This window comes from Metabacillus fastidiosus NBRC 101226, from assembly GCF_001591625.1.
GTDB classification, from domain to species: Bacteria; Bacillota; Bacilli; order Bacillales; family Bacillaceae; genus Metabacillus; species Metabacillus fastidiosus.
The window spans coordinates 1-22,850 of the sequence record NZ_BCVG01000040.1; the positions used below are offsets into that span (position 1 = coordinate 1).

Below are 22,850 nucleotides of genomic sequence, written 5' to 3' on the forward strand. Positions count from 1 at the left end.
CCTTTTTGTTGTGTAAATTTGTATCTGCATAAATGAAGATTATTTGCCTATATGTATGGTGGATTTTTGCAAAAAAGTTTGTATTTTTAGAAGATATATGGGCTATTTTGCAGATAAAGATATACTTACATATTTTCCATTAGTCTCTTTAATATACGCTCGTAATCATCACGGTCAATACCAGGAGCAAATTCTTCCGGAAGTGGTTCGAAATCTGGCACCGGAGCTCCTTCAGGCATACCGTCAATTACACGTAATTCATCCCCAGTCTCTGGATTCTTTCCTTTCCATATCTTGCTGATGTCGCGGTATTCAGGTTCCCCCCATGTATATAGAACATTATAAAGTCCTTTTTCCATAAATGGTTTTGCGTAATCAAATTTATTATTATCGAGACTTGGGATTGGAAGCATTTTTCCTACATTTACGCCAGTAGCTACTTCAATAGCCTTGGCGTAAGCAATAATATGAGTACCTCCCCGAACTAATAAATATCCAATCATCGTTCTTGCTACAGGATTATCAGTCATTTCATATACTCTCATTTTATGAGTACGGGCCCCGATTTCTAATAAATAATTGTGTAATAAGTCAGAAACGAGATTTCCACTGTTTGTCACATATTCTCCGTTCCATGGTCTTCCCATTGAATCCCCGGGATAGGCTGTTTGTGCTGTTGTTGTAAAGTGAAGAGAATACCTAGCGTCTTTTCCGTTTTGTAATGGAGTCATATCTGGATCTCCAGGGAATGTGTTGCCAAAGGATAGAAGGTTTATTGCATTGGCAACAAGCTCTACATGACCAAACTCTTCCGCTGTAATACTTGCAATTAAATCATAGAACGGTTTGAATTTCTTTTTGTCCCGGAAATTAAATGACTGAAACATATAGTTATTTAACGTGGACATTTCTCCAAACTTGCCGCCCATTAACTCCTGAACAGCTGCTGCAGCATTCATATCTCCATGCTCTGGTCTTGGAAGTTCAATTGCTATCTTATTTACACGTTTAATCATTGAAGCCCCTCCCTTAAAGGTGATAATTATATGAAATTCTCTTTGGAAAGGCAGTTATATTATTCAGGCATTAGTTTTGGATTAGGTACAACCCAGATAATCTGGTCCGTTCTTATATAAAAAGAATTTCCCCCTGATTCTACAACAATATGGTCAGGAACAACTTTCTTCAAGCTGCCTCTTACTGAGCCTCTCACAGTTTGAACAACAATTGGTTTACCTACAACAGTTTGAAGTGACTGAAATACATAAGGGTCACTTATTTTCCAAGTAATCTCATCCATTCTGTTTCACTCCCTTATTTAAGTTTCCATTGCTCAGTATATGCTTATTAGAGAGAGAGGGTTATTAGTCTAATGGACACTGTAAATTTTATTACTGAATGATGAAAATATTCCTGTTTATATTGTATAGGCTTTAGTTAAAATGAAAATGATAATAGTTTATTGAAAAAGGGTGGAAAAATGATAAAAAAACCGAAAAAGCAAAAGTTTTTTGTTGAAGAGAATGAAACGATTAATGATTGTTTAAAGAGAATAGAAGAAGAAGGGTATATTCCAGTACGTCGAATAGAAGAGCCAATCTTTAAAGAAGTAGTCGAGAATGGAAAGATTGAGGTTGTTCCATATGGGAGAAAGATTGTTTTTGAAGGTAAATTAGTCTAAAACACGAACATTAATAAGTAGAGTAATAATATTGTTCGATTTTAACATTGACAGTATATTGGGTTCATTGTTAATATAAACATGAGATTAAATAGTAAGCCTCATATAATACTTGAGAATATGGCTCAGAAGTTTCTACCCGGTGACCGTAAATCACTGGACTATGGGGAGAAGTATACGTATCAAGATCGGATATAAAAACGTCTGTGTCTGGTATGTAATATTTTCTCTGTTAATTGTTAATTCATAGAGAAAGTTTTACAATACCAGGCATTTTTATTTAATAATAAGGTGGGGAAAAAATGAATCCGCTAATTGGAGTAATAATGGGAAGTACATCTGACTGGGAAACGATGAAACATGCCTGTGACATATTAGATGAGCTTGAAGTAAGTTATGAGAAAAAAGTTGTCTCTGCACATAGAACTCCAGATTATATGTTTCAGTATGCTGAGGAAGCAAGAGAACGAGGTATAAAGGTAATTATTGCAGGTGCTGGCGGAGCGGCGCATTTACCAGGGATGGTTGCAGCAAAGACAACATTGCCGGTCATTGGTGTTCCAGTCCAGTCAAAGGCTTTAAATGGATTAGATTCATTACTATCTATTGTGCAAATGCCTGGGGGTGTTCCTGTTGCGACAGTGGCAATTGGAAAAGCTGGAGCAACAAATGCAGGATTACTTGCAGCTCAAATTTTATCAATTCATGATAATAACTTAGCAGATAAGCTTCATACTAGAAGAGAAGAATTAAAAGAAATCGTATTAGAGAGCAGTGATCAGCTTGAGTAGTTCAGTTATTTTACCAGGTTCAACAATTGGAATTATTGGGGGCGGCCAATTAGGTCGAATGATGGCAATTGAAGCAAGACATATGGGTTATAAAATTGCGGTATTAGATCCAACTCCAAATTGCCCTTGTGGACAAATAGCAGATATTGAAATTACGGCTCCTTATAACGACCTTGAAGCAATAAAACAATTAGCGAAAGTAAGTGATGTTATTACTTACGAATTCGAAAATATTGATTACGAAGCATTAAAGTGGTTGGAAGAGAATGCTTATTTACCGCAAAAAAGCAAGCTGCTTTTATTAACACAAGATAGAGAAACAGAGAAAGCAGCAATTCGTGAGGCAGGCTGTGAAGTAGCACCTTATCAGATTGTTCATAATGAGCAGGAGTTATTACAGGCGATTGAAGAACTATCGATTCCAGCTGTTTTAAAAACATGCCGAGGCGGTTATGACGGTAAAGGTCAAGTTGTCCTCAAGACGAGTGAAGATGTTGAAGCAGCTAAAAAGTTGCTTGACCATGGCACTTGTATTTTAGAAAAATGGGTACCATTTGAAAAAGAGATTTCAGTTATCGTTACTCGCAGCGTAAGTGGAGAAACAAGTGTATTGCCAGTTGCAGAAAATGTGCATAAAGAAAATATACTTTATCAAAGTATTGTACCTGCGCGAATTACTTTAGCCGTTTATGAAGAGGCTCAGCGCCAGGCTTTAAGAATTGCAAATTACTTTGGTCTCGTCGGTACTTTAGCTGTGGAAATGTTTTTAACAAATGATGGGTATATCTATATTAATGAATTAGCACCAAGACCGCATAACTCCGGGCATTATTCAATGGACTTATGTGAGACAGATCAGTTCGAACAGCATGTAAGAGCAATTTGTAATTTACCTTTAGGACGTACAACGTTATTACAAAAAGGAATTATGGTTAATCTATTAGGTGAAGACCTTCATATTCTTGATGAACGTCTATCATTATTTAATGCGGCGAAACTTTACCTATATGGCAAAGGCGAGCCTCTGCCTAAAAGAAAGATTGGACATGTGAACTTTTTAACGGAGGCCAATGAGAAGTTATTAAATGAAATCGATTCAATTTGGAACATAAACGGACGGAGGTAACGATATGATCGAGCGTTATACGAGACCGGAAATGGGCGCAATTTGGACAGAAGAAAATCGTTTTAAGGCATGGTTAGAAGTGGAGATTTTAGCTTGTGAAGCATGGGCTGAGTTAGGGGCAATTCCGAAAGAAGATGCCAGACTCTTACGTGAGAGAGCAAGCTTTGATGTTAAACGTATTAGAGAGATAGAAGCAGAAACGCGTCATGATGTTATAGCATTTACAAGAGCTGTTTCTGAAACTCTCGGTGATGAAAGAAAATGGATTCATTACGGTTTAACGTCAACAGATGTTGTAGACACAGCTTTATCTTATTTACTGAAACAAGCAAATGATATTTTATTGAAAGATATTGAAAACTTTGTTGAGATTCTGAAAGATAAAGCTTTGGAACATAAAGATACAGTCATGATGGGACGTACTCACGGTGTACATGCAGAGCCGACGACATTCGGATTAAAGCTTGCTTTATGGCATGAAGAAATGAAACGTAACTTAGAGCGTTTCAGACGTGCTTCAGAGGGAGTGCAGTTCGGAAAGATTTCAGGTGCTGTCGGCACATATGCAAATATTGATCCTTTTGTTGAACAATATGTATGTAAGAACTTAGGGATTCAGCCAGCACCGATTTCAACACAGACACTTCAGCGGGACCGTCATGCAGACTATATGGCTGCTTTAGCATTAGTAGCAACTTCTATTGAGAAATTTGCAGTTGAAATTCGCGGATTACAAAAAAGTGAGACGCGTGAAGTAGAAGAATTCTTTGCTAAAGGTCAAAAAGGCTCATCAGCAATGCCTCATAAACGCAACCCGATTGGTTCTGAGAATATGAGTGGGCTTGCAAGGGTTATCCGAGGATATATGATGACAGCTTATGAAAATGTTCCACTATGGCATGAGAGAGATATTTCACATTCTTCAGCCGAACGAATTATTCTGCCCGATGCAACAATTGCACTTAATTATATGTTAAACCGCTTTGCAAATATCGTGAAAAACTTAACCGTTTTTCCTGAAAATATGAAGCGCAACATGGATCGTACGCTCGGATTAATCTACTCACAACGTGTGCTTTTGGCACTTATTGATACTGGAATGACAAGGGAAGAAGCATATGACCTTGTACAGCCAAAAGCAATGGAAGCTTGGGAAAAACAAGTTCAATTCCGCAGTCTTATTGAAGCGGAAGAAGCAATTACATCAAGATTATCACCAGATGTTATCAATGACTGCTTTGATTATAATTACCACTTGAAAAATGTAGACTATATTTTCAATAAACTTTTCGGGGACAGTCCCGAGTAAGAACTGGGGGAATTTTCCCCCTCTTGATCAGTAATGAAATGGTTTTTATTCGTTCTTTATGAAATGAAAGATTAATTGATTTTAAGAAATGATTCAAAGAGTAATAGATGGATATGAAATTATATTAATTGAAACTAGGGGGAAAATGGAATGTTAAAAGTTAAAGTATATGTAACTCTTAGAGAAAGTGTATTAGATCCACAAGGGAGTGCGGTGCAAGGGTCACTTCACAGCATGGGATACAGTGAAGTTGCAGATGTTCGTGTTGGGAAGTATTTAGAATTAACACTTGAAAAATCTGATCGTGACCAAGATGTTATTATTCGTGAAATGTGTGAAAAGTTATTAGCTAATACAGTAATTGAAGATTTCCGTTACGAAGTTGAGGAGGTTGTCGCAAAGTGAAATTTGCTGTGATCGTTTTTCCAGGGTCTAACTGTGATGTTGATATGTATCATGCGATTAAAGATGAACTCGGTGAAGAAGTAGAATACGTGTGGCATGACGCAACAGATTTAAGCGGATTTGACGGCGTTTTATTACCAGGCGGTTTCTCATATGGTGACTACTTACGCACTGGTGCTATTGCTAGATTCTCAAATGTTATGAAAGAAATTGTGAAAGCTGCTGAACAAGGGAAACCGGTTTTAGGTGTTTGTAACGGTTTTCAAATTTTATTAGAAGCTGGTCTTCTTCCTGGGGCGATGCTTCGTAATGAAAATTTAAAATTCATGTGCAGACAAGTACAGCTTAAAGTGGAAAATAATAAAACAAACTTCACTACTTCTTATGACAAAGATGAACTGATTACTATTCCAATCGCGCATGGTGAAGGAAACTACTATTGTGATGAAGAGACTTTAAAAACTCTTAAAGAAAATAATCAAATTGTTTTCACTTATGATAATAACCCGAACGGAAGTACAGCGGATATCGCTGGTATTGTAAATGAAAAAGGAAATGTTCTCGGTATGATGCCTCATCCTGAGAGAGCTGTTGACGAATTAATAGGCAGTGCTGACGGCTTAAAATTATTTCGATCTATTGTGAAAAATTGGAGGGAATCTCATGTCACTATTGCTTGAACCAACTGTGGAAATGATTAAATCAGAAAAAATTTATCAACAAATGGGTGTAAGTGATGATGAGTTTGCACTGATTGAAAATATACTTGGACGTTTACCTAATTACACAGAAATCGGTATTTTCTCTGTTATGTGGTCAGAGCATTGCAGTTATAAGAACTCAAAACCAGTTTTGAAGAAATTCCCTGTAACTGGTGAAAGAGTATTACAAGGTCCTGGTGAGGGTGCAGGTATCGTTGACATTGGTGATAACCAAGCTGTTGTTTTCAAAATTGAAAGTCATAACCATCCGTCAGCAATTGAGCCTTATCAAGGAGCAGCAACAGGTGTCGGCGGAATTATCCGTGACGTTTTCTCTATGGGAGCACGCCCTATCGCTCTATTAAACTCTTTACGTTTCGGTGAGTTAACATCACCGCGTGTGAAATACTTATTTGAAGAAGTTGTTGCAGGTATCGCAGGATACGGAAACTGTATCGGTATCCCAACTGTCGGAGGAGAAGTGCAATTTGACAGCTCTTACGAAGGAAACCCTTTAGTTAATGCAATGTGTGTCGGTTTAATTAACCATGAAGACATTCAAAAAGGTGTCGCAAAAGGTGTAGGAAACACAGTAATGTATGTCGGTGCTAAAACAGGCCGTGACGGAATCCATGGTGCTACATTTGCTTCAGAAGAATTAACAGACAGTTCTGACGAAAATCGTCCAGCTGTTCAAGTTGGGGATCCATTCATGGAAAAATTACTTCTTGAAGCTTGCTTGGAAGTTGTTAAAAATGATGCATTAATTGGTATTCAAGACATGGGTGCAGCAGGTCTTACGAGTTCTTCTGCAGAAATGGCAAGTAAAGCGGGATCTGGAATTGAAATGAATCTTGATTTAATACCGCAGCGTGAAACTGGAATGACTCCATATGAAATGATGCTTTCAGAATCACAAGAAAGAATGCTTCTCGTTATTGAAAAGGGAAGAGAACAAGAAATTGTTGAATTATTTGAAAAATATGACCTTGAAGCAGTGGCAGTTGGAAAAGTAACAGATGATAAATTACTTCGTCTTTTCCATAAAGGTGAAATTGTTGCAGAACTTCCAGTAGATGCTTTAGCGGAAGATGCACCAGTTTATCATAAACCTTCAAAAGTACCTGCTTATTATGAAGAGTTCCAAGCGATGGAAGTGGAACCAATCAAGGTTGATAATTATAAAGAAACATTGTTAGAGCTTTTAAAACAGCCGACAATTGCTAGTAAAGAATGGGTTTACGACCAATATGACCATATGGTTCGTACAAATACTGTTATTGCACCTGGTTCTGATGCAGCAGTTGTAAGAATTCGCGGAACGAAAAAGGCATTAGCAATGACGACTGACTGTAACTCTAAATATTTATATTTAGATCCAGAAGAAGGCGGAAAAATTGCGGTTGCTGAGGCAGCACGTAACATTGTATGTTCTGGTGCAACACCGCTTGCTGTAACAGATAACTTAAACTTCGGTAACCCTGAAAAACCGGAAATTTTCTGGCAAATTGAAAAATCAGCTGACGGTATCAGTGATGCTTGCCGTACACTTGATACACCTGTTATCGGCGGTAACGTATCACTTTACAATGAAACGAACGGAACAGCTATTTATCCAACACCTGTTATCGGTATGGTTGGTTTATTAGAAGATACAGCACATGCTACAACGCAAGTATTTAAAGAAGCTGGAGATCTTATTTATTTAATTGGTGAAACAAAACCTGAATTTGGTGGCAGTGAATTACAAAAATTAACTCATGGTAAAATTTTCGGTAAATCACCGTCTATCGACTTAAATAAAGAAAAAGAAACACAAGCTCAATTATTAAAAGCAATTAAAGCAGGCACTGTTGCTTCTGCACATGATGTGGCAGAAGGCGGAGCAGCTGTAGCTATTGCTGAATCATTATTCGGTTCTAACGGGCTTGGAGCGGAAGTAACACTTGCAGGTGAAGCTGTATCTGCTTTATTCAGTGAATCACAAACAAGATTTATCGTATCAGTGAAAAAAGAAAATAAAGAAGCATTTGAGAATATTGTTCATGCACAAGTAATCGGTGAAGTAACAAATATAAATCAATTAACTATAAAAAATGAAACGAAGCAAAATCTTGTCGATGCATCTGTAGCAGAGCTTAAAGATGCGTGGAAAGGAGCTATCCCATGTTTGCTGAAATCAAGGGATTAAATGAGGAGTGCGGTGTGTTTGGAATTTGGGGACATCCGGAAGCTGCACAAGTAGCATATTACGGTTTACACAGTTTACAGCATAGAGGGCAAGAAGGCGCAGGAATTGTAACGACTGATGGTGAGAAGCTTTCATGTGTAAAAGGTTTAGGGCTTGCTTCAGAAGTTTTTGCAAACGGAAAATTAAATGAGATCACTGGAAAAGCTGCAATCGGTCACGTTCGTTATGCGACAGCTGGTGGAGGCGGATATGAAAATGTCCAGCCTCTTCTTTTCCGCTCAAATAACGGCGGTCTTGCACTTGCTCATAATGGAAACTTAGTAAATGCAAATCAGTTAAAGCAGCAGTTAGAAAGCCAAGGAAGTATTTTTCAGACGACATCTGATACAGAAGTGCTTGCACATCTTATCCGCCGCAGCGGTTACCAAGATTTAAAAGATGGAATTAAAAATGCTTTAACGATGTTAAAAGGTGCGTATGCATTTTTAATTATGACAGAAACAGAAATGTTAGTTGCTTTGGATCCTAATGGTTTACGTCCTCTTTCTATCGGTCTTTTAGGAGATGCTTACGTTATTGCATCTGAAACATGTGCATTTGATGTAATCGGAGCGAAGTATGAAAGAGATGTGGAGCCTGGTGAGCTTCTAATTATTAATGATGAAGGAATTCGTTCTGAGCGCTTCACAATGAATACAAATCGTGCTATTTGCAGTATGGAATATATTTATTTCTCACGTCCTGACAGCAATATTGACGGAGTTAACGTTCACAGTGCAAGAAAAAGACTAGGGAAAATTATGCATGAAGAAGCACCAATTGAAGCAGATATCGTAACAGGTGTTCCGGATTCAAGTATTTCTGCAGCAATCGGTTATGCGGAAGCATCAGGTATTCCTTATGAACTGGGATTAATTAAAAACAGATATGTCGGCAGAACATTCATTCAGCCTTCACAAGCACTTAGAGAGCAAGGCGTAAAAATGAAGCTTTCAGCAGTACGCGGTGTTGTTGAAGGGAAACGTGTCGTTATGGTTGATGACTCTATCGTACGTGGAACGACAAGCAGACGAATTGTGAAAATGCTTCGTGATGCAGGGGCAACTGAAGTACATGTTAGAATCAGTTCGCCGCCGATGAAAAATCCTTGTTTTTACGGAATTGATATATCCACACATGAGGAACTTATCGCATCAAATCATTCGATTGAAGAAATAAGAGAAATTATTGGTGCTGACAGTTTAGAATTTTTAAGTGTAGAAGGTCTTTTAAAAGGAGTCGGTCTACCTCATGAGGGCGAAAATAGAGGTCAATGTTTAGCATGTTTCACGGGGCAATATCCGACTGAAATTTATGCGGACACTGTGCTCCCTCATGAAAAAGCTTAAACAGCAATTGAATGGATAAGGGAGGATTAGACAATGGCTAATGCATATAAACAAGCAGGCGTTGATATTGAAGCTGGTTATGAAGCAGTAGAAAGAATGAAGAAGCATGTTGAAAAAACAATGCGTAAAGGTGTTATGGGCGGTTTAGGCGGATTCGGCGGAATGTTCGATTTAAGTGAGCTGAATTATAAGAAGCCGGTTTTAATATCTGGTACAGATGGTGTAGGAACTAAGCTGAAACTCGCTTTTATGGCTGATATTCATGATACAGTTGGAGTTGACGCGGTTGCGATGTGTGTTAATGATATTTTAGCACAAGGTGCTGAACCGTTATATTTCTTAGACTACTTGGCACTGGGAAAAGCAGAGCCAGCTAAAATTGAACTGATCGTAAAGGGAATCGCGGATGGCTGTGAACAGTCAGGCTGTGCACTAATTGGTGGAGAAACTGCTGAAATGCCTGGATTATATGAAGTAGATGAGTATGATATGGCAGGCTTCTCTGTAGGAATCGTTGAAAAAGACGAAATTATTACAGGGGAAAATATTAAAGCAGGCCATGTATTAGTCGGCTTAGTTTCTAGCGGTATTCATAGTAATGGTTTTTCTTTAGTTCGTAAAATATTACTTGAGGACCATCAATTAAATGTAGATGAAGTATATACACCTTTTAAAGAGAAATTAGGGGAAGTTTTATTAACGCCGACAAGAATTTATGTAAAGCCTGTCTTAGATACAGTTAAGAAATTCTCCATTGATGGAATGGCACATATTACAGGCGGCGGTTTCATTGAAAATATCCCACGGATGCTTCCTGAAGGACTCGGTGCTGAAATCGATAATGGTTCATGGCCAGTTTTACCAATTTTTGATTTCCTGCAGGAAAAAGGGAATTTAAAAACGGAAGAAATGTTTAATATTTTCAATATGGGAATCGGCTTTGTATTAGCAGTGAAAGAAGATATACTTGAAGATGTAGTTGCGAATCTAGAAAAACATGGTGAAAAAACATATGTAATCGGCCGTGTAAAAGAAGGCAATGGTGTAAGCTTTAATGGAGGAGCCCTTTAATGAAAAAAATAGCTGTATTTGCATCTGGAAATGGCTCTAATTTTCAAGCTATTTTAGATCAAATAAAGGCTGGAACTCTTCTTGCTGAAATTGGATTAGTCGTCTGTGACAAGCCAGGTGCCGCTGTTATAAAACGTGCAGAAAATGAAAATATTCCTGTTTTTCATTTTCTGCCGAAAGATTATGACAGCAAGGAGCAATTTGAAGCGGAGATTTTGGCTCATTTACGAAAACATAGCATTGACCTTGTTGTTCTGGCTGGTTATATGCGCTTAATAGGATCTACTCTTCTTGAAGCATACGGTAAGAAAATGATTAATATTCATCCATCTCTATTACCTGCATTTCCAGGGAAAGATGCGATCGGACAAGCAATAGATGCAGGTGTAAAAGTAACAGGCGTTACTGTGCATTATGTAGATGAAGGAATGGATACAGGTCCTATTATTGCCCAGAAATCAGTGGAAATAACTGATGAAGATACGAAAGAAACAGTTGAAGAAAAAGTGCACCGAATGGAGCATGTTCTTTATCCAACTGTCATTCAAAAAATTTTAAATTAACTTTGGGGTGAAGAAATTGGCAATAAAGCGTGCATTAGTTAGTGTATCCGATAAACAAAATCTTGTTCCATTTGTAAAGGAACTAGTAGAAATGGGCGTTGAAGTTATTTCAACTGGCGGTACACATAAATTACTTGAAGAAAATGGCCTTAATGTTATTGGAATTTCTGAAGTAACAGGTTTTCCTGAAATTATGGACGGCAGAGTAAAGACACTTCATCCAAATATCCATGGAGGGCTTTTAGCGGTTAGAAATAATCCAAGCCATATGGAGCAGTTAAAAGAAAATAATATCGAGACGATTGACCTCGTTGTTGTTAACTTATATCCATTCAAAGAAACAATTTCAAAACCGAATGTAGAGTTTCAAGATGCAATTGAGAACATTGATATCGGTGGTCCTTCTATGCTTCGTTCAGCAGCAAAAAACCACGAAGATGTTACAGTTGTCGTTGATCCGGAAGATTATGCTAAAGTGTTAAACGAGCTTAAAGAAGCTGGAGAAGTTTCACTTGAGCTTAAGCAAAAATTAGCTGCGAAAGTATTCCGCCACACAGCGGCATATGATGCGTTAATTGCAGAATTTTTAACGAAAAAAGTTGGGGAAGAAGATCCTGAAACTGTTACATTTACGTTTGAGAAAAAGCAATCACTTCGCTATGGTGAAAATCCGCATCAAAAAGCAACATTTTATAAAAAGCCTTTCACACCGAAAGCTTCAATTGCGAATGCAGAGCAATTACATGGTAAAGAGCTTTCTTATAATAATATTAAAGATGCAGATGCAGCACTTCAAATCGTTCGTGAATTCACTGAGCCGGCAGCGGTTGCAGTTAAACATATGAACCCATGCGGAGTCGGTGTTGGAGAGTCGATCGCACAAGCTTTCAACCGTGCATTTGAAGCAGATCCTACGTCTATTTTCGGCGGAATTGTTGCTTTAAACAGAGAAGTTGATAAAGCTACTGCTGAAAAGTTACATGAAATTTTCTTAGAAATTATTATTGCTCCTTCATTCAGCAAAGAAGCATTTGAAATACTAAGTACTAAGAAAAACATTCGTTTATTAACGATTGATGTAAATGAAAATTCTAAAGAAGAAAGACAGCTTCAATCAGTACGCGGAGGTCTTCTCGTACAAGATGAGGATACGCTTTCACTTGATGAAGATTCAATTACGATTCCAACGAAGAGAGAACCTACTGAACAAGAGTGGAAAGATATTAAACTTGCATGGAAAGTTGTTAAACATGTGAAGTCAAATGCAATTGTTCTTGCAAAAGATGAAATGACAGTTGGAATTGGAGCTGGCCAAATGAATCGTGTTGGTGCAGCGAAGATTGCGATTGAACAAGCTTCAGAGAAAGCTAACGGAAGTGCTCTCGGTTCTGACGCGTTTTTCCCGATGTCAGATACTGTTGAAGCGGCAGCAAAAGCAGGGGTAACAGCAATTATTCAACCAGGTGGTTCGATTCGTGACGAAGAATCTATTCAAATGGCTGATAAATATGGAATTGCAATGGTATTTACAGGGGTACGTCATTTTAAACATTAAGCTTAAAAATTGTTAACTTAAAGGCATCCGGTAATAAAGCCGTATGCCTTTAACTACGTAATGATATTTTATTTACGAAGGGGTGTCTATTTTGAAAATTTTAATCATAGGCCGAGGCGGACGTGAGCATACATTAGCATGGAAAGTATCTCAGAGTAAACTTGCGGAAAAAGTATTTGTTGCTCCAGGAAATGACGGAATGACTGATGTAGCATCGATCGTTCCAATTAGTGAAAATGATAATACAGGATTACTTCAATTTGCAAAAGAAGAAGGGATTGACCTGACAATTGTAGGTCCGGAAGTTCCGCTTCTTAATGGTGTTGTAAATGACTTCAAAAATGCGGGACTTGCTGTTTTTGGTCCAGAGAAAGAAGCAGCATTAATTGAAGGAAGTAAAAAATTCGCTAAAGAAATTATGGTGAAGTATGATATTCCAACAGGTGCATACGAATCATTTACTTCTTATGAAGAAGCAAAAAATTATGTTGAGAAACAAGGTGCGCCAATTGTTATTAAAGCTGACGGATTAGCAGCAGGGAAAGGTGTAGTTGTTGCTGAAACGGTTGAGACAGCGGTAGAAGCACTGCAAGAAATGCTGGAAGATGCGAAATTTGGTGAGGCATCAAGCTCAGTAGTAGTGGAAGAATTCTTAGCTGGTGAAGAGTTTTCTCTCATGGCATTTGTAAATGGTGAAAATGTATATCCAATGGTGATTGCTCAAGACCATAAACGTGCATACGATAATGATGAAGGTCCGAATACTGGCGGTATGGGTGCTTACTCTCCAGTTCCACAAATTCCTAATGCAGTCGTGGAAGAAGCTGTAGCAACAATTTTAAAACCGACGGCTAAAGCTTTGGTGAAAGAAGGAAGAGCTTTCACTGGAATTTTATACGCAGGTCTTATTCTGACTGAAAAAGGTCCGAAAGTAATTGAATTTAATGCTCGTTTTGGTGATCCTGAAACACAGGTTGTTCTGCCAAGACTTGAAACAGATTTAGTTGAATTATTGAAAAATCTTTTAGATGGAAAAGATGTTGAATTATCATGGTCAGATAAAGCAGTGCTTGGAGTTGTTCTTGCATCAAAAGGATACCCTGGTGATTATGAGAAGAATGCTCCAATCGGTTCTTTAGAATATAGCGGGGAAGATTCATTTATTTTCCATGCAGGTACGAAAAAAGTCGATGGTCAATTTGTGACAGATGGCGGCCGGGTTGTCGTCGTTTCCGCATTAGGTGATACTGTTTTAGAAGCACAGAAAAATGCGTATGAAGTCGTTAAGCAAATTGAAAATCCAGCAACTTTTTACCGCAGTGATATCGGAACGAAAGCGTTAAACACGGCGCTTCTTAACGAAAATAAATAATACAGCAATAATGCTTCCGATCAAAGCTATTAATACGAAAGATACATCTATTAAATATTCGAGCATTATTATTTCCCCCAGTTCAGCCCCTTTTAAAAGGGGCTTTATTTTTTTAGGAAGGGCTTGGTATCGGTACCTCGTCATCTTCCTCATATTCATACATTAAATCATCATCATAATCGTCATCATTAAAACAATATTGATTTTGAGATAAAAAAGTAACTGGACAAAATTGAAGAATTCCGCTCGCTACTTTTAATCCGGCAAGAGACATAATAACAAGTAAAGAATCTCTTCGTGGTGCTTTGCAATATTTGATTGTTGACCATGAAAGGAGAGTAAGCCCGCAAGCAATTCTTATCATGGCATTAACGATACCGATATTCGGTCTAACCATCTTTGTTCCTCCCTTATAACGGAAATAATGGTGTGTAAAATGGAATTGCATACATATCCATCTTAATCATATAATCCCCGTTCTGCTGTTAGAGTATGTATTATTATTTAGAGCCACATGAGTGAAGGTTATAGCAAGCATTTATTTGGCAATACTTTTACAAATAACTTCCCCAAACATTATAATGGAAAAAATGATACTCTTTCTGACTATAATGCGTTAAAATATAAAAGGATATATTATATTAGATAGGCTGTGTTAATGTGAAAAAATGGATATCTTCACTTTTTTTACTAGGATTGGTATTTTTGTTAAGCGCTTGCAGTAACGATGGAGCAAAACCTAGTGAATTAATAGAAGGTAAAGAAGAAGAGATTGCAGAAGTTGAAGAAGACAAAGAAATATCTCCTTTAACCGGACTTGAAGCAATTGGAGAAAATAATAAAAGGCCGATTGCTGTTATGATAAATAATCATCCAGAAGCTAGACCGCAGTCAGGTCTTCATAAAGCAGACATTATCTATGAAGTGCTGGCAGAAGGAAATATTACGCGACTTTTGGCTATTTACCAAAGTAAAATGCCGGAAATTATCGGATCAGTAAGAAGTGCCAGAGAATACTATGTGGATTTAAGCAAAGGGTATGATGCGATTTATATTAGTCATGGATGGAGCCCTTCAGCAAAAGAACAGTTAGAAGCTGGCGGAATTGATTATTTAAATGGATTGTTTTATGATGGTACTCTTTTCTGGAGATCAAAGGAGAGAAAAGCACCTCATAACTCTTATATTTCGTATGAGAATATTGTAAAAGGTGCAAACGAGAAAAAATATAATTTGGAAGATGATGTAAAACCTCTTGTTTTTCTATCCTCACAAGAATTAGATAATATTCAAGGTGAAACAGCTGAAAAAGTGCTTGTTAAATATGGAAAACAGCAATTCTCACAAGCAGTATATGGGTATGATGAAAATGAAGAGAGATATACTCGTTCAAGTAATAATAAGATAACAGCTGATTTAGAGAGTGACGAGACAGTATTTATTGATAATATTCTTATCGCTGAGATGAAGCATTATTATATCGATAATGATGGCAGAAGAGGAATTGATTTAACATCAGGCGGCAAAGCTTATCTTCTTCAAAAAGGAAAGATAAAGGAAATAGAATGGGTAAATGAAGATGGAAGGATTATTCCTGTACAAAATGGAGAGCAAGTAAAATTAGTACCAGGAAGAACATGGATTAATATTGTTCCTAATTTAAAAGAGAATGTTTCTACCCAATTGTAATTGGCTAAAGAAGGAGTGTTTATGATGCAAATTGATAAGCTAAGAGGCAAAGAACTCGATCAACTATTTTTATCTATATTATCATTAAAAGATTTGGAAGAATGTTATAAGTTTTTTGATGATTTATGCACAGTAAATGAAATACAATCTTTAGCACAGCGTCTTGAAGTAGCGAGAATGTTAAAGGAAGGCTTAACTTATCATAAAATTGAAACAGAAACAGGAGCAAGCACAGCGACAATTTCACGTGTGAAACGCTGTTTGAATTATGGTAACGATGCATATGAAATGGCATTAGAACGTGTCTATTCGGAAAAGGATAGTAAATAAAAAGTACCGTTTTTACGGTACTTTTTATTATGGGAAAAGAATGCAAATTATTGCTTAACTAGACTTTATCTTCTATGCATTTCTCACAGAAAAACTTCCCTTCATTTTGTAGATATGCTTTAATTTCAGTCATGCCTCCCCATTTCGGATATCGCAGTTTCACATAAATTTCTTCATTTTTATCTATTTCTTTTCCGCATTTATGGCATTTTGGAATTGTTTTTAACAAGATTTCACACTCCTTCAATTAAGCAAGAAACTTTTCTTTAATTAATCATACGGTTCAGTTCATTATTAGTTTCACTAAGATTTTCTAAAGGTATTTAAAGGCCTGTCCATTTTTCCCTTCACAGTTATTTGATATAATCGAGAATGGATGTTTTCGTATTTTTATGAAGGTGTTAAGTGGAGGGGATTCTCATGTATGATGTAACTGAATGGAAGCATGTGTTTAAGCTTGATCCAAATAAAGAAATTAGTGACGAGAATTTAGAATTATTATGTGAGTCAAACACAGATGCCATTATTATAGGCGGAAGTGATAATATCACAGCAGATGATGTTCTTAATTTGATGGCAAGAGTAAGACGTTATCTTATTCCATGTGTATTGGAAGTTTCTACATTAGATACACTTTTTCCAGGGTTTGACCTGTATTTTATTCCAACTGTATTAAACAGCAGAAAGACAAAATGGCTCATTGACCTGCATCATGAAGCTGTAAAAGAATACGGTGAAATTATGAATTGGGATGAAATTATCGTAGAAGGATATTGTATTTTAAATGAGGATTGTAAAGCGGCTAAGCTGACAGATGCAAATACAGATCTTTCGATAGAAGATGTGAAAGCATATGCGAGAGTGGCAGAGAAAATTTATCACTTGCCAGTCTTCTATTTAGAGTACAGCGGAGAATATGGAGATATAGAAGTTGTACAAGCTGTAAAAGAAGTATTGGAAGAAACCAAGCTTTTTTATGGCGGTGGAATAAAGTCTGCTAAACAGGCAGAAGAAGTTGGAGCATATGCGGATACAATTATCGTAGGAAATATTGTATATGAGGATATACAAGCAGCACTAGCGACAATTGAGGCAGTGAAAAGGTAAGAAATATGCTGGCATATTCACTGCTTTGCAGTTAAAATAGAACATATGTTTGAATAAAAGGTGGTGGCGATTTGCAATTTTTATCGAATCAATTATTAACAGGTTTGAATGAAATGCAGCAAAAAGCAGTTAAAACAACAGATGGCCCGCTTTTAATTATGGCAGGTGCGGGAAGTGGTAAGACAAGGGTGTTAACACATCGAATTGCTTATTTAATGGTCGAAAAAGGTGTGGCACCGTGGAATATTTTAGCGATCACTTTCACAAATAAAGCGAGTCGGGAAATGAAAGAAAGAATTGAGAAAATATTAGGACCCGGAGCCGATGATATTTGGATTTCTACATTCCATTCTATGTGTGTAAGAATTTTACGTCGTGATATTGAACGTATGGGAATTAATCGTAATTTCTCTATTCTTGATACGACAGACCAGCTTTCTGTTATTAAAACAATTTTAAAAGAAAAAAATATGGACCCGAAAAAATTCGATCCGAGAAGTTTGCTGGGCTCTATCAGCGGTGCGAAAAATGAGCTTATTACACCTGAGCAATATGAACAAACAGCAGGCGGATTCTATGATCAGATGGTCAGCGAAGTATATACAGAGTATCAAAAAAAGCTAAGAAAAAACCAAAGTCTCGATTTCGACGATCTCATTATGACAACAATTCAGCTGTTTCAGCGAGTACCGGAAGTGCTTGAATTTTATCAGCGTAAATTTCAGTTTATACACGTGGATGAGTATCAGGACACGAATAGGGCTCAATATATGCTTGTAAAACTGCTGGCAGAGCGTTTTAAAAACCTATGTGTTGTTGGAGATTCAGATCAATCGATATACCGCTGGCGCGGAGCAGATATTGCCAATATTCTTTCGTTTGAAAAAGATTATCCGGATGCGAGTGTTATATTGCTTGAGCAGAATTACCGTTCAACAAAGCTTATTTTGCAAGCAGCTAATGAGGTTATTAAAAATAATGCGAAGCGGAAGCCGAAAAATTTATGGACAGAAAATGATCCAGGTTCAAAAATTACTTATTACAGAGCAGGAAGCGAAGCGGAAGAAAGCCAATTTGTTGCAGGAAAAATAAGAGAACTTACTAATTCAGGTAAGCGTAAATTATCAGATATTGCAATCCTTTACCGGACGAATGCACAGTCGCGTGTAATGGAGGAAACACTTATAAAGTCAAATCTTAACTATACGATTGTCGGCGGTATTAAGTTCTATGACAGAAAGGAAATTAAAGATTTACTTGCTTATTTAAGACTTGTGGCAAATATTGATGATGATATTAGCTTAGCCAGAATTATTAATGTACCAAAGCGTGGTGTAGGTGCTGCATCTGTCGATAAAATTGCTGCATATGCTGCGGCACAAGATATTTCTATGTTCCGTGCATTACACGAGATTGAACAGATGGGACTTAGCGGCAGGGTCGTGAATGCATTAATCGAGTTTCGTAATTTAATTTCTAATTTAGCGAATATGCAAGATTATTTATCTGTTACGGAGCTTGCAGAAGAAATTATTGAAAAAACAGGCTATCGTGAAATGCTTAAGCAGGAAAAAACGCTTGAGGCACAGAGCCGCTTAGAAAATATTGATGAATTTTTATCTGTTACTCAAAACTTTGAGAAACAAAATGAAGATAAAAGCCTTGTTGCGTTTTTAACTGATCTAGCACTTGTTGCGGATATCGATAAGTTAGAGGAAGATGAAACTGATAAAAATGATACAGTCGTTTTAATGACATTACACTCTGCAAAAGGGTTGGAATTCCCTGTCGTCTTTTTAATCGGGCTTGAAGAAGGAGTATTCCCGCACAGCCGGTCTCTTATGGAAGAAGAGGAAATGGAAGAAGAGAGAAGACTTGCCTATGTTGGAGTGACACGTGCGGAAGAAGAGCTTTTCATAACAAATGCTCAAATGCGTACACTTTTCGGACGAACGAATATGAATCCGGAATCACGATTTATTTCTGAAATTCCTGCTGAATTAATAGAAAATATAAATGAGAAAAAACAACAGACTAATAATCCGTTTGCAGCACGCCGTCCTGAAAAACGTCCGTCTACATTGAGACCAATGACGACGAGAACCGGCGGAGAAGAAATTGGTTGGGCTGTCGGTGATAAGGCTGGACATAAGAAATGGGGAACAGGAACTGTTGTCAGTGTGAAAGGCAGCGGGGAAAATACAGAACTTGATATTGCATTTCCAAGTCCTGTTGGCATTAAACGCCTTCTTGCGAAATTTGCACCGATTACAAAAGCTTAAATTAAAGAAAGGGTTGGACTTTAAATATGAACATATTAGAACAACGCGCTAAAGAGCTGCGTGATCTTATTAATACGTATAATTATGAATATCATGTACTGGACAATCCAAGTGTTCCCGATGCAGAATACGACCGATTGATGAGAGAGCTTATTGCTTTAGAACAGGAGCATCCGGAACTTAAATTCCCTGATTCGCCTACACAGCGTGTCGGGGGCACTATTTTAGAAGGTTTTAAAAAGGTAGAACACACTACTCCAATGTTAAGTTTAGGAAATGCTTTTAATGATCAGGATTTAAGAGATTTCGACCGCCGTGTGAGACAAGGTGTCGGCGATAATATAGAATATGTCGTGGAACTTAAAATTGATGGGCTTGCAGTTTCACTCCGTTATGAAAATGGTGTATTCGTTCAAGGGTCAACAAGAGGAGATGGCACAACTGGAGAGGATATAACAGAAAATTTAAAAACAATCCATTCTATTCCGCTTCGTTTAAAGCGGGATATCTCATTTGAAGTCCGCGGGGAAGCATTCATGCCGAAAAAATCATTTGAAAAGCTGAACGAGCTAAGGCTTCAAAACGAGGAACCGCTATTCGCCAATCCTAGAAATGCTGCTGCTGGTTCTCTCAGACAGCTTGATCCGAAAATTGTAGCGAAACGAAATCTTTCTATTTTCGTCTATAGTATTGCAGACATTGGTGAAACAGGAGTAGCAACACAGAGTGAAAGCTTAGACTTGCTTGAAGAATTAGGATTTAAAACAAATAAAGAGCGCAGAACATGCCGTAATATAGAGGAAGTAATTGAACTTATCCAAAAGCTGCAGGAGAGACGTGCATCATTTGAGTATGATATTGATGGAATCGTGATTAAGGTAAATTCCTTAGACCAGCAGGATGAGCTTGGGTTTACAGCGAAAAGTCCTAGATGGGCAGTTGCATATAAGCTGCCTGCAGAGGAAGTTGTCACAAAATTACTTGCGATTGAGCTAAGTGTTGGACGGACAGGAGTTATTACACCTACAGCAATTTTAGAACCGGTCCGTGTGGCAGGAACGACTGTTCAGCGTGCATCTCTTCATAATGAAGACTTAATTCGTGAGAAGGACATTAAGCTCGGTGATTATGTTGTTATTAAAAAAGCTGGTGATATTATCCCGGAAGTTGTTAACGTATTAGTAGAGAGACGAACAGGTGAAGAGGCCGAGTTCCTTATGCCTACACATTGCCCTGCTTGTGAAAGCGAACTAGTTCGCCTTGAAGGAGAAGTTGCCCTTCGCTGCATTAATCCGGAATGTCCCGCACAAATTGTGGAAGGATTAATTCATTTCGTTTCAAGAAACGCAATGAATATTGACGGTTTAGGTGAGAGGGTTATTAATCAGCTCTTCCAAGAAGGACTAATAAAAAATGCTGCAGACTTATACCGTTTAAAAAGGGATGAACTATTACAGCTTGAGCGAATGGGAGAAAGATCGACTGATAATCTTTTAAAGTCAATTGAAAATTCAAAAAGCAATTCACTTGAACGATTATTATTTGGATTAGGTATTCGTCATGTTGGTGCAAAAGCGGCAAGAACGTTAGCACAGCAGTTTGAAACGATGGATAGAATAAAAACGGTCACAAAAGATGAAATTACCGCTGTAAATGAATTCGGTGATAAGATGGCTGATGCGATCGTTACATATTTTGATAATCCAGATGTAATAAAATTAGTTACTGAATTAGAAGAGCTAGGCGTTAATATGAACTATAATGGACCAAAACTTCTACAAGCGGAAGAAAGTGATTCTTATTTTGCTGGGAAAACAATTGTTTTAACAGGTAAACTAGAACAGCTTCCAAGAAATGAAGCAAAGGAAAAAATAGAGTCACTCGGCGGGAAGGTAACTGGAAGTGTCAGTAAAAGCACAGATTTAGTTATTGCAGGGGAAGCGGCTGGCAGCAAGCTGGCGAAAGCAGAGCAATTAAACATTGAAGTATGGGACGAGGAAAGATTAGTTAATGAATTAAATAAATAAAGGTGTGACCTAATTTGAAAAAATTTTTCATTATATTGTTTATAAGCTGTTTCTCATTAACAGCTTGTGCACCGAATTTTGGCGGCGGCGGTCAACAGGAAATTGTTCAAGAGACAACTAATAATTCAGAAGAGAAAGCGATTATACCGAAAGATAGTATTTCTGATTCTTACTATAAAATGATTTTGCCGTTTAAGCCTGGCAAAGCAAGAGGGCTAATAACGGAGAGATTAAATACTAGACTCGATATTGATGAATTTGAAACAGGTTTAATGAGAGTTGCTCAAGAAACTTTTCCGATTTCAGATGATTACTTATACCAGGAGGGCCAATATTTAGAGGAAGATACGGTAAAAGCCTGGTTAAAAAGAAAGCTTACTCCTGAGGAATTCGAAGAGGCTCAAAAAGCTGCAAAAGATAAAAAGGATAAAAAACCAGTTAAAAACCTAGGGTTAAATCCTCCTGCTGCTACAGGGGGTACAGCTAAGGAAAATAATGAGAAAAGCCCAATTTATCTTGCACATATGCTAGAACATAATTATCTCGTTCGAAAAGGTGACAACACAGTTGAGCTTGGCGGAGTTGTTATCGGTCTCGCATTAAATTCTGTTCATTATTATAATGAAGAACATGGTTATCCGAGAGAATATAACATCACAAAAAAAGAAATAGAGGAAAAGGGAAAAGAAATTGCCAGCGAAGTTTTATCACGTGTAAGATCAATGAAAGGATTAGAAAAGGTGCCAATCGTTATTGCACTTTATCAGCAGGAAGGAGAGTCATCGATCGTTCCTGGAAACTTCATTTCTAAAACAGTTGTAAAAGGTGACAGCATTGGGAAATGGGAAAGTATTAATGAACAACATGTTTTCTTCCCATCTGAGGCAGCAACGAAAACTAATCGTGATGATGCAACGACATTCAATCGTTTTAAAGCAGATATTGATGAGTTTTTTCCGAATTATACTGGTGTAATCGGAAAAGCATTTTATAAAAATGATGAATTACAAACATTGAAAATTGAAATTCCAATGCAGTTTTACGGAAAAGCAGAAGTCATTGCTTTTACACAATTTATTAAAGATAAGGTAACTAATTACTTCCCGAAATATATAGAGTTAGAAGTTAATATTTCTTCTTCAAATGGTCAGGAAGCACTTATTCTTCTTAGTCCAGATGATGAAAAACCAACTGTTCATATTTATAATTAACGGAAAGAAGGGCATATCATATGCCTTTTTTTCGTATACATAAAGAGGGAA

At 37.3% G+C, this 22,850-nt stretch carries 23 protein-coding genes and 1 riboswitch; of the genes, 18 read left to right on the forward strand and 5 right to left on the reverse strand.

Features of this window, described 5'->3' with window-relative positions:
• Positions 1-125: 125 nt before the first annotated feature.
• Both BFA01S_RS11250 and BFA01S_RS11255 read right to left on the reverse strand, forming a co-directional pair.
• Positions 126-1,016, reverse strand: coding sequence for a manganese catalase family protein (locus BFA01S_RS11250; protein ID WP_066230012.1), 891 nt, complete (start codon positions 1,014-1,016; stop codon positions 126-128).
• A gap of 59 nt (positions 1,017-1,075) precedes the next feature.
• On the reverse strand, positions 1,076-1,300 hold the full coding sequence (locus BFA01S_RS11255; protein ID WP_066230015.1) for a YuzF family protein: 225 nt from the start codon (positions 1,298-1,300) through the stop codon (positions 1,076-1,078).
• Positions 1,301-1,480: 180 nt separating this feature from the next.
• On the opposite strand from BFA01S_RS11255, the gene BFA01S_RS11260 reads away from it, so the two are divergent.
• The 12 genes from BFA01S_RS11260 to purD all read left to right on the forward strand — a co-directional run bounded on the left by BFA01S_RS11260 (position 1,481) and on the right by purD (position 14,153).
• The gene (locus BFA01S_RS11260; RefSeq protein ID WP_066230018.1) at positions 1,481-1,681 is read left to right on the forward strand and encodes an NETI motif-containing protein; all 201 of its coding nucleotides are present in this window, start codon (positions 1,481-1,483) and stop codon (positions 1,679-1,681) included.
• An 81-nt stretch (positions 1,682-1,762) separates the two neighbouring features.
• A riboswitch (purine riboswitch) is annotated at positions 1,763-1,865 on the forward strand.
• Between the two features lie 118 nt (positions 1,866-1,983).
• Positions 1,984-2,472, forward strand: a complete 489-nt coding sequence (gene purE, locus BFA01S_RS11265; protein WP_066230021.1) for a 5-(carboxyamino)imidazole ribonucleotide mutase — start codon at positions 1,984-1,986, stop codon at positions 2,470-2,472.
• The gene (gene purK / locus BFA01S_RS11270; protein WP_066230024.1) at positions 2,465-3,598 is read left to right on the forward strand and encodes a 5-(carboxyamino)imidazole ribonucleotide synthase; all 1,134 of its coding nucleotides are present in this window, start codon (positions 2,465-2,467) and stop codon (positions 3,596-3,598) included. The genes purE and purK overlap by 8 nt, the downstream gene beginning before the upstream one ends.
• A 4-nt stretch (positions 3,599-3,602) precedes the next feature.
• Positions 3,603-4,907 carry an adenylosuccinate lyase gene (gene purB, locus BFA01S_RS11275; RefSeq protein ID WP_066230029.1) on the forward strand — a complete coding sequence of 435 codons (1,305 nt, stop codon included), beginning with the start codon at positions 3,603-3,605 and terminating at the stop codon, positions 4,905-4,907.
• 150 nt (positions 4,908-5,057) lie between these two features.
• Positions 5,058-5,312, forward strand: a complete 255-nt coding sequence (gene purS, locus BFA01S_RS11280; RefSeq protein ID WP_066230032.1) for a phosphoribosylformylglycinamidine synthase subunit PurS — start codon at positions 5,058-5,060, stop codon at positions 5,310-5,312.
• Positions 5,309-5,992 carry a phosphoribosylformylglycinamidine synthase subunit PurQ gene (gene purQ, locus BFA01S_RS11285; RefSeq protein ID WP_066230036.1) on the forward strand — a complete coding sequence of 228 codons (684 nt, stop codon included), beginning with the start codon at positions 5,309-5,311 and terminating at the stop codon, positions 5,990-5,992. The genes purS and purQ overlap by 4 nt, the downstream gene beginning before the upstream one ends.
• On the forward strand, positions 5,976-8,204 hold the full coding sequence (gene purL, locus BFA01S_RS11290) for a phosphoribosylformylglycinamidine synthase subunit PurL (protein ID WP_066230039.1): 2,229 nt from the start codon (positions 5,976-5,978) through the stop codon (positions 8,202-8,204). Before purQ ends, purL begins: the two co-directional genes overlap by 17 nt.
• Positions 8,180-9,592: an amidophosphoribosyltransferase gene (gene purF / locus BFA01S_RS11295; protein ID WP_066230042.1), complete on the forward strand. Its 1,413-nt coding sequence runs from the start codon at positions 8,180-8,182 to the stop codon at positions 9,590-9,592. Before purL ends, purF begins: the two co-directional genes overlap by 25 nt.
• A gap of 33 nt (positions 9,593-9,625) precedes the next feature.
• A complete protein-coding gene (purM, locus tag BFA01S_RS11300; protein WP_066230045.1) occupies positions 9,626-10,663 on the forward strand; it encodes a phosphoribosylformylglycinamidine cyclo-ligase in 1,038 nt (345 codons plus the stop codon).
• A complete protein-coding gene (gene purN, locus BFA01S_RS11305; protein ID WP_066230048.1) occupies positions 10,663-11,226 on the forward strand; it encodes a phosphoribosylglycinamide formyltransferase in 564 nt (187 codons plus the stop codon). Before purM ends, purN begins: the two co-directional genes overlap by 1 nt.
• A 16-nt stretch (positions 11,227-11,242) precedes the next feature.
• Complete coding sequence (gene purH / locus BFA01S_RS11310; RefSeq protein WP_066230051.1) at positions 11,243-12,781, forward strand: bifunctional phosphoribosylaminoimidazolecarboxamide formyltransferase/IMP cyclohydrolase; 1,539 nt, start codon at positions 11,243-11,245, stop codon at positions 12,779-12,781.
• Between the two features lie 91 nt (positions 12,782-12,872).
• Positions 12,873-14,153: a phosphoribosylamine--glycine ligase gene (gene purD, locus BFA01S_RS11315; RefSeq protein ID WP_066230054.1), complete on the forward strand. Its 1,281-nt coding sequence runs from the start codon at positions 12,873-12,875 to the stop codon at positions 14,151-14,153.
• On the opposite strand, the gene BFA01S_RS23670 is transcribed toward purD, so the two are convergent.
• Positions 14,121-14,219, reverse strand: coding sequence for an EYxxD motif small membrane protein (locus BFA01S_RS23670; RefSeq protein ID WP_326174289.1), 99 nt, complete (start codon positions 14,217-14,219; stop codon positions 14,121-14,123). The two genes, purD and BFA01S_RS23670, sit on opposite strands and share 33 nt — an antisense overlap.
• A gap of 46 nt (positions 14,220-14,265) precedes the next feature.
• Positions 14,266-14,550 carry a YgaP family membrane protein gene (locus BFA01S_RS11320; RefSeq protein WP_066230058.1) on the reverse strand — a complete coding sequence of 95 codons (285 nt, stop codon included), beginning with the start codon at positions 14,548-14,550 and terminating at the stop codon, positions 14,266-14,268.
• A 263-nt stretch (positions 14,551-14,813) separates the two neighbouring features.
• On the opposite strand from BFA01S_RS11320, the gene BFA01S_RS11325 reads away from it, so the two are divergent.
• Together BFA01S_RS11325 and BFA01S_RS11330 are read left to right on the forward strand one after the other, a co-directional pair.
• Complete coding sequence (locus tag BFA01S_RS11325; RefSeq protein ID WP_066230061.1) at positions 14,814-15,842, forward strand: DUF3048 domain-containing protein; 1,029 nt, start codon at positions 14,814-14,816, stop codon at positions 15,840-15,842.
• A 24-nt stretch (positions 15,843-15,866) separates the two neighbouring features.
• Positions 15,867-16,172, forward strand: a complete 306-nt coding sequence (locus BFA01S_RS11330; protein ID WP_066230067.1) for a YerC/YecD family TrpR-related protein — start codon at positions 15,867-15,869, stop codon at positions 16,170-16,172.
• A 58-nt stretch (positions 16,173-16,230) separates the two neighbouring features.
• On the opposite strand, the gene BFA01S_RS11335 is transcribed toward BFA01S_RS11330, so the two are convergent.
• Entirely contained in the window at positions 16,231-16,401 is a 171-nt protein-coding gene (locus tag BFA01S_RS11335) for a Fe3+ hydroxamate ABC transporter substrate-binding protein (RefSeq protein WP_066230075.1), read from the reverse strand.
• Positions 16,402-16,592: 191 nt separating this feature from the next.
• On the opposite strand from BFA01S_RS11335, the gene pcrB reads away from it, so the two are divergent.
• The 4 genes from pcrB (at position 16,593) to BFA01S_RS11355 (ending at position 22,799) form a co-directional block, all read left to right on the forward strand.
• Positions 16,593-17,279 (forward strand): heptaprenylglyceryl phosphate synthase, encoded by a 687-nt coding sequence (gene pcrB, locus BFA01S_RS11340; RefSeq protein WP_066230078.1) that lies wholly within the window; start codon positions 16,593-16,595, stop codon positions 17,277-17,279.
• Between the two features lie 71 nt (positions 17,280-17,350).
• Positions 17,351-19,561 carry a DNA helicase PcrA gene (pcrA, locus tag BFA01S_RS11345; RefSeq protein ID WP_066230084.1) on the forward strand — a complete coding sequence of 737 codons (2,211 nt, stop codon included), beginning with the start codon at positions 17,351-17,353 and terminating at the stop codon, positions 19,559-19,561.
• A gap of 26 nt (positions 19,562-19,587) precedes the next feature.
• Positions 19,588-21,588 carry an NAD-dependent DNA ligase LigA gene (gene ligA, locus BFA01S_RS11350; protein WP_066230087.1) on the forward strand — a complete coding sequence of 667 codons (2,001 nt, stop codon included), beginning with the start codon at positions 19,588-19,590 and terminating at the stop codon, positions 21,586-21,588.
• 14 nt (positions 21,589-21,602) lie between these two features.
• Entirely contained in the window at positions 21,603-22,799 is a 1,197-nt protein-coding gene (locus tag BFA01S_RS11355) for a CamS family sex pheromone protein (RefSeq protein WP_066230089.1), read from the forward strand.
• Positions 22,800-22,850 lie beyond the last annotated feature (51 nt).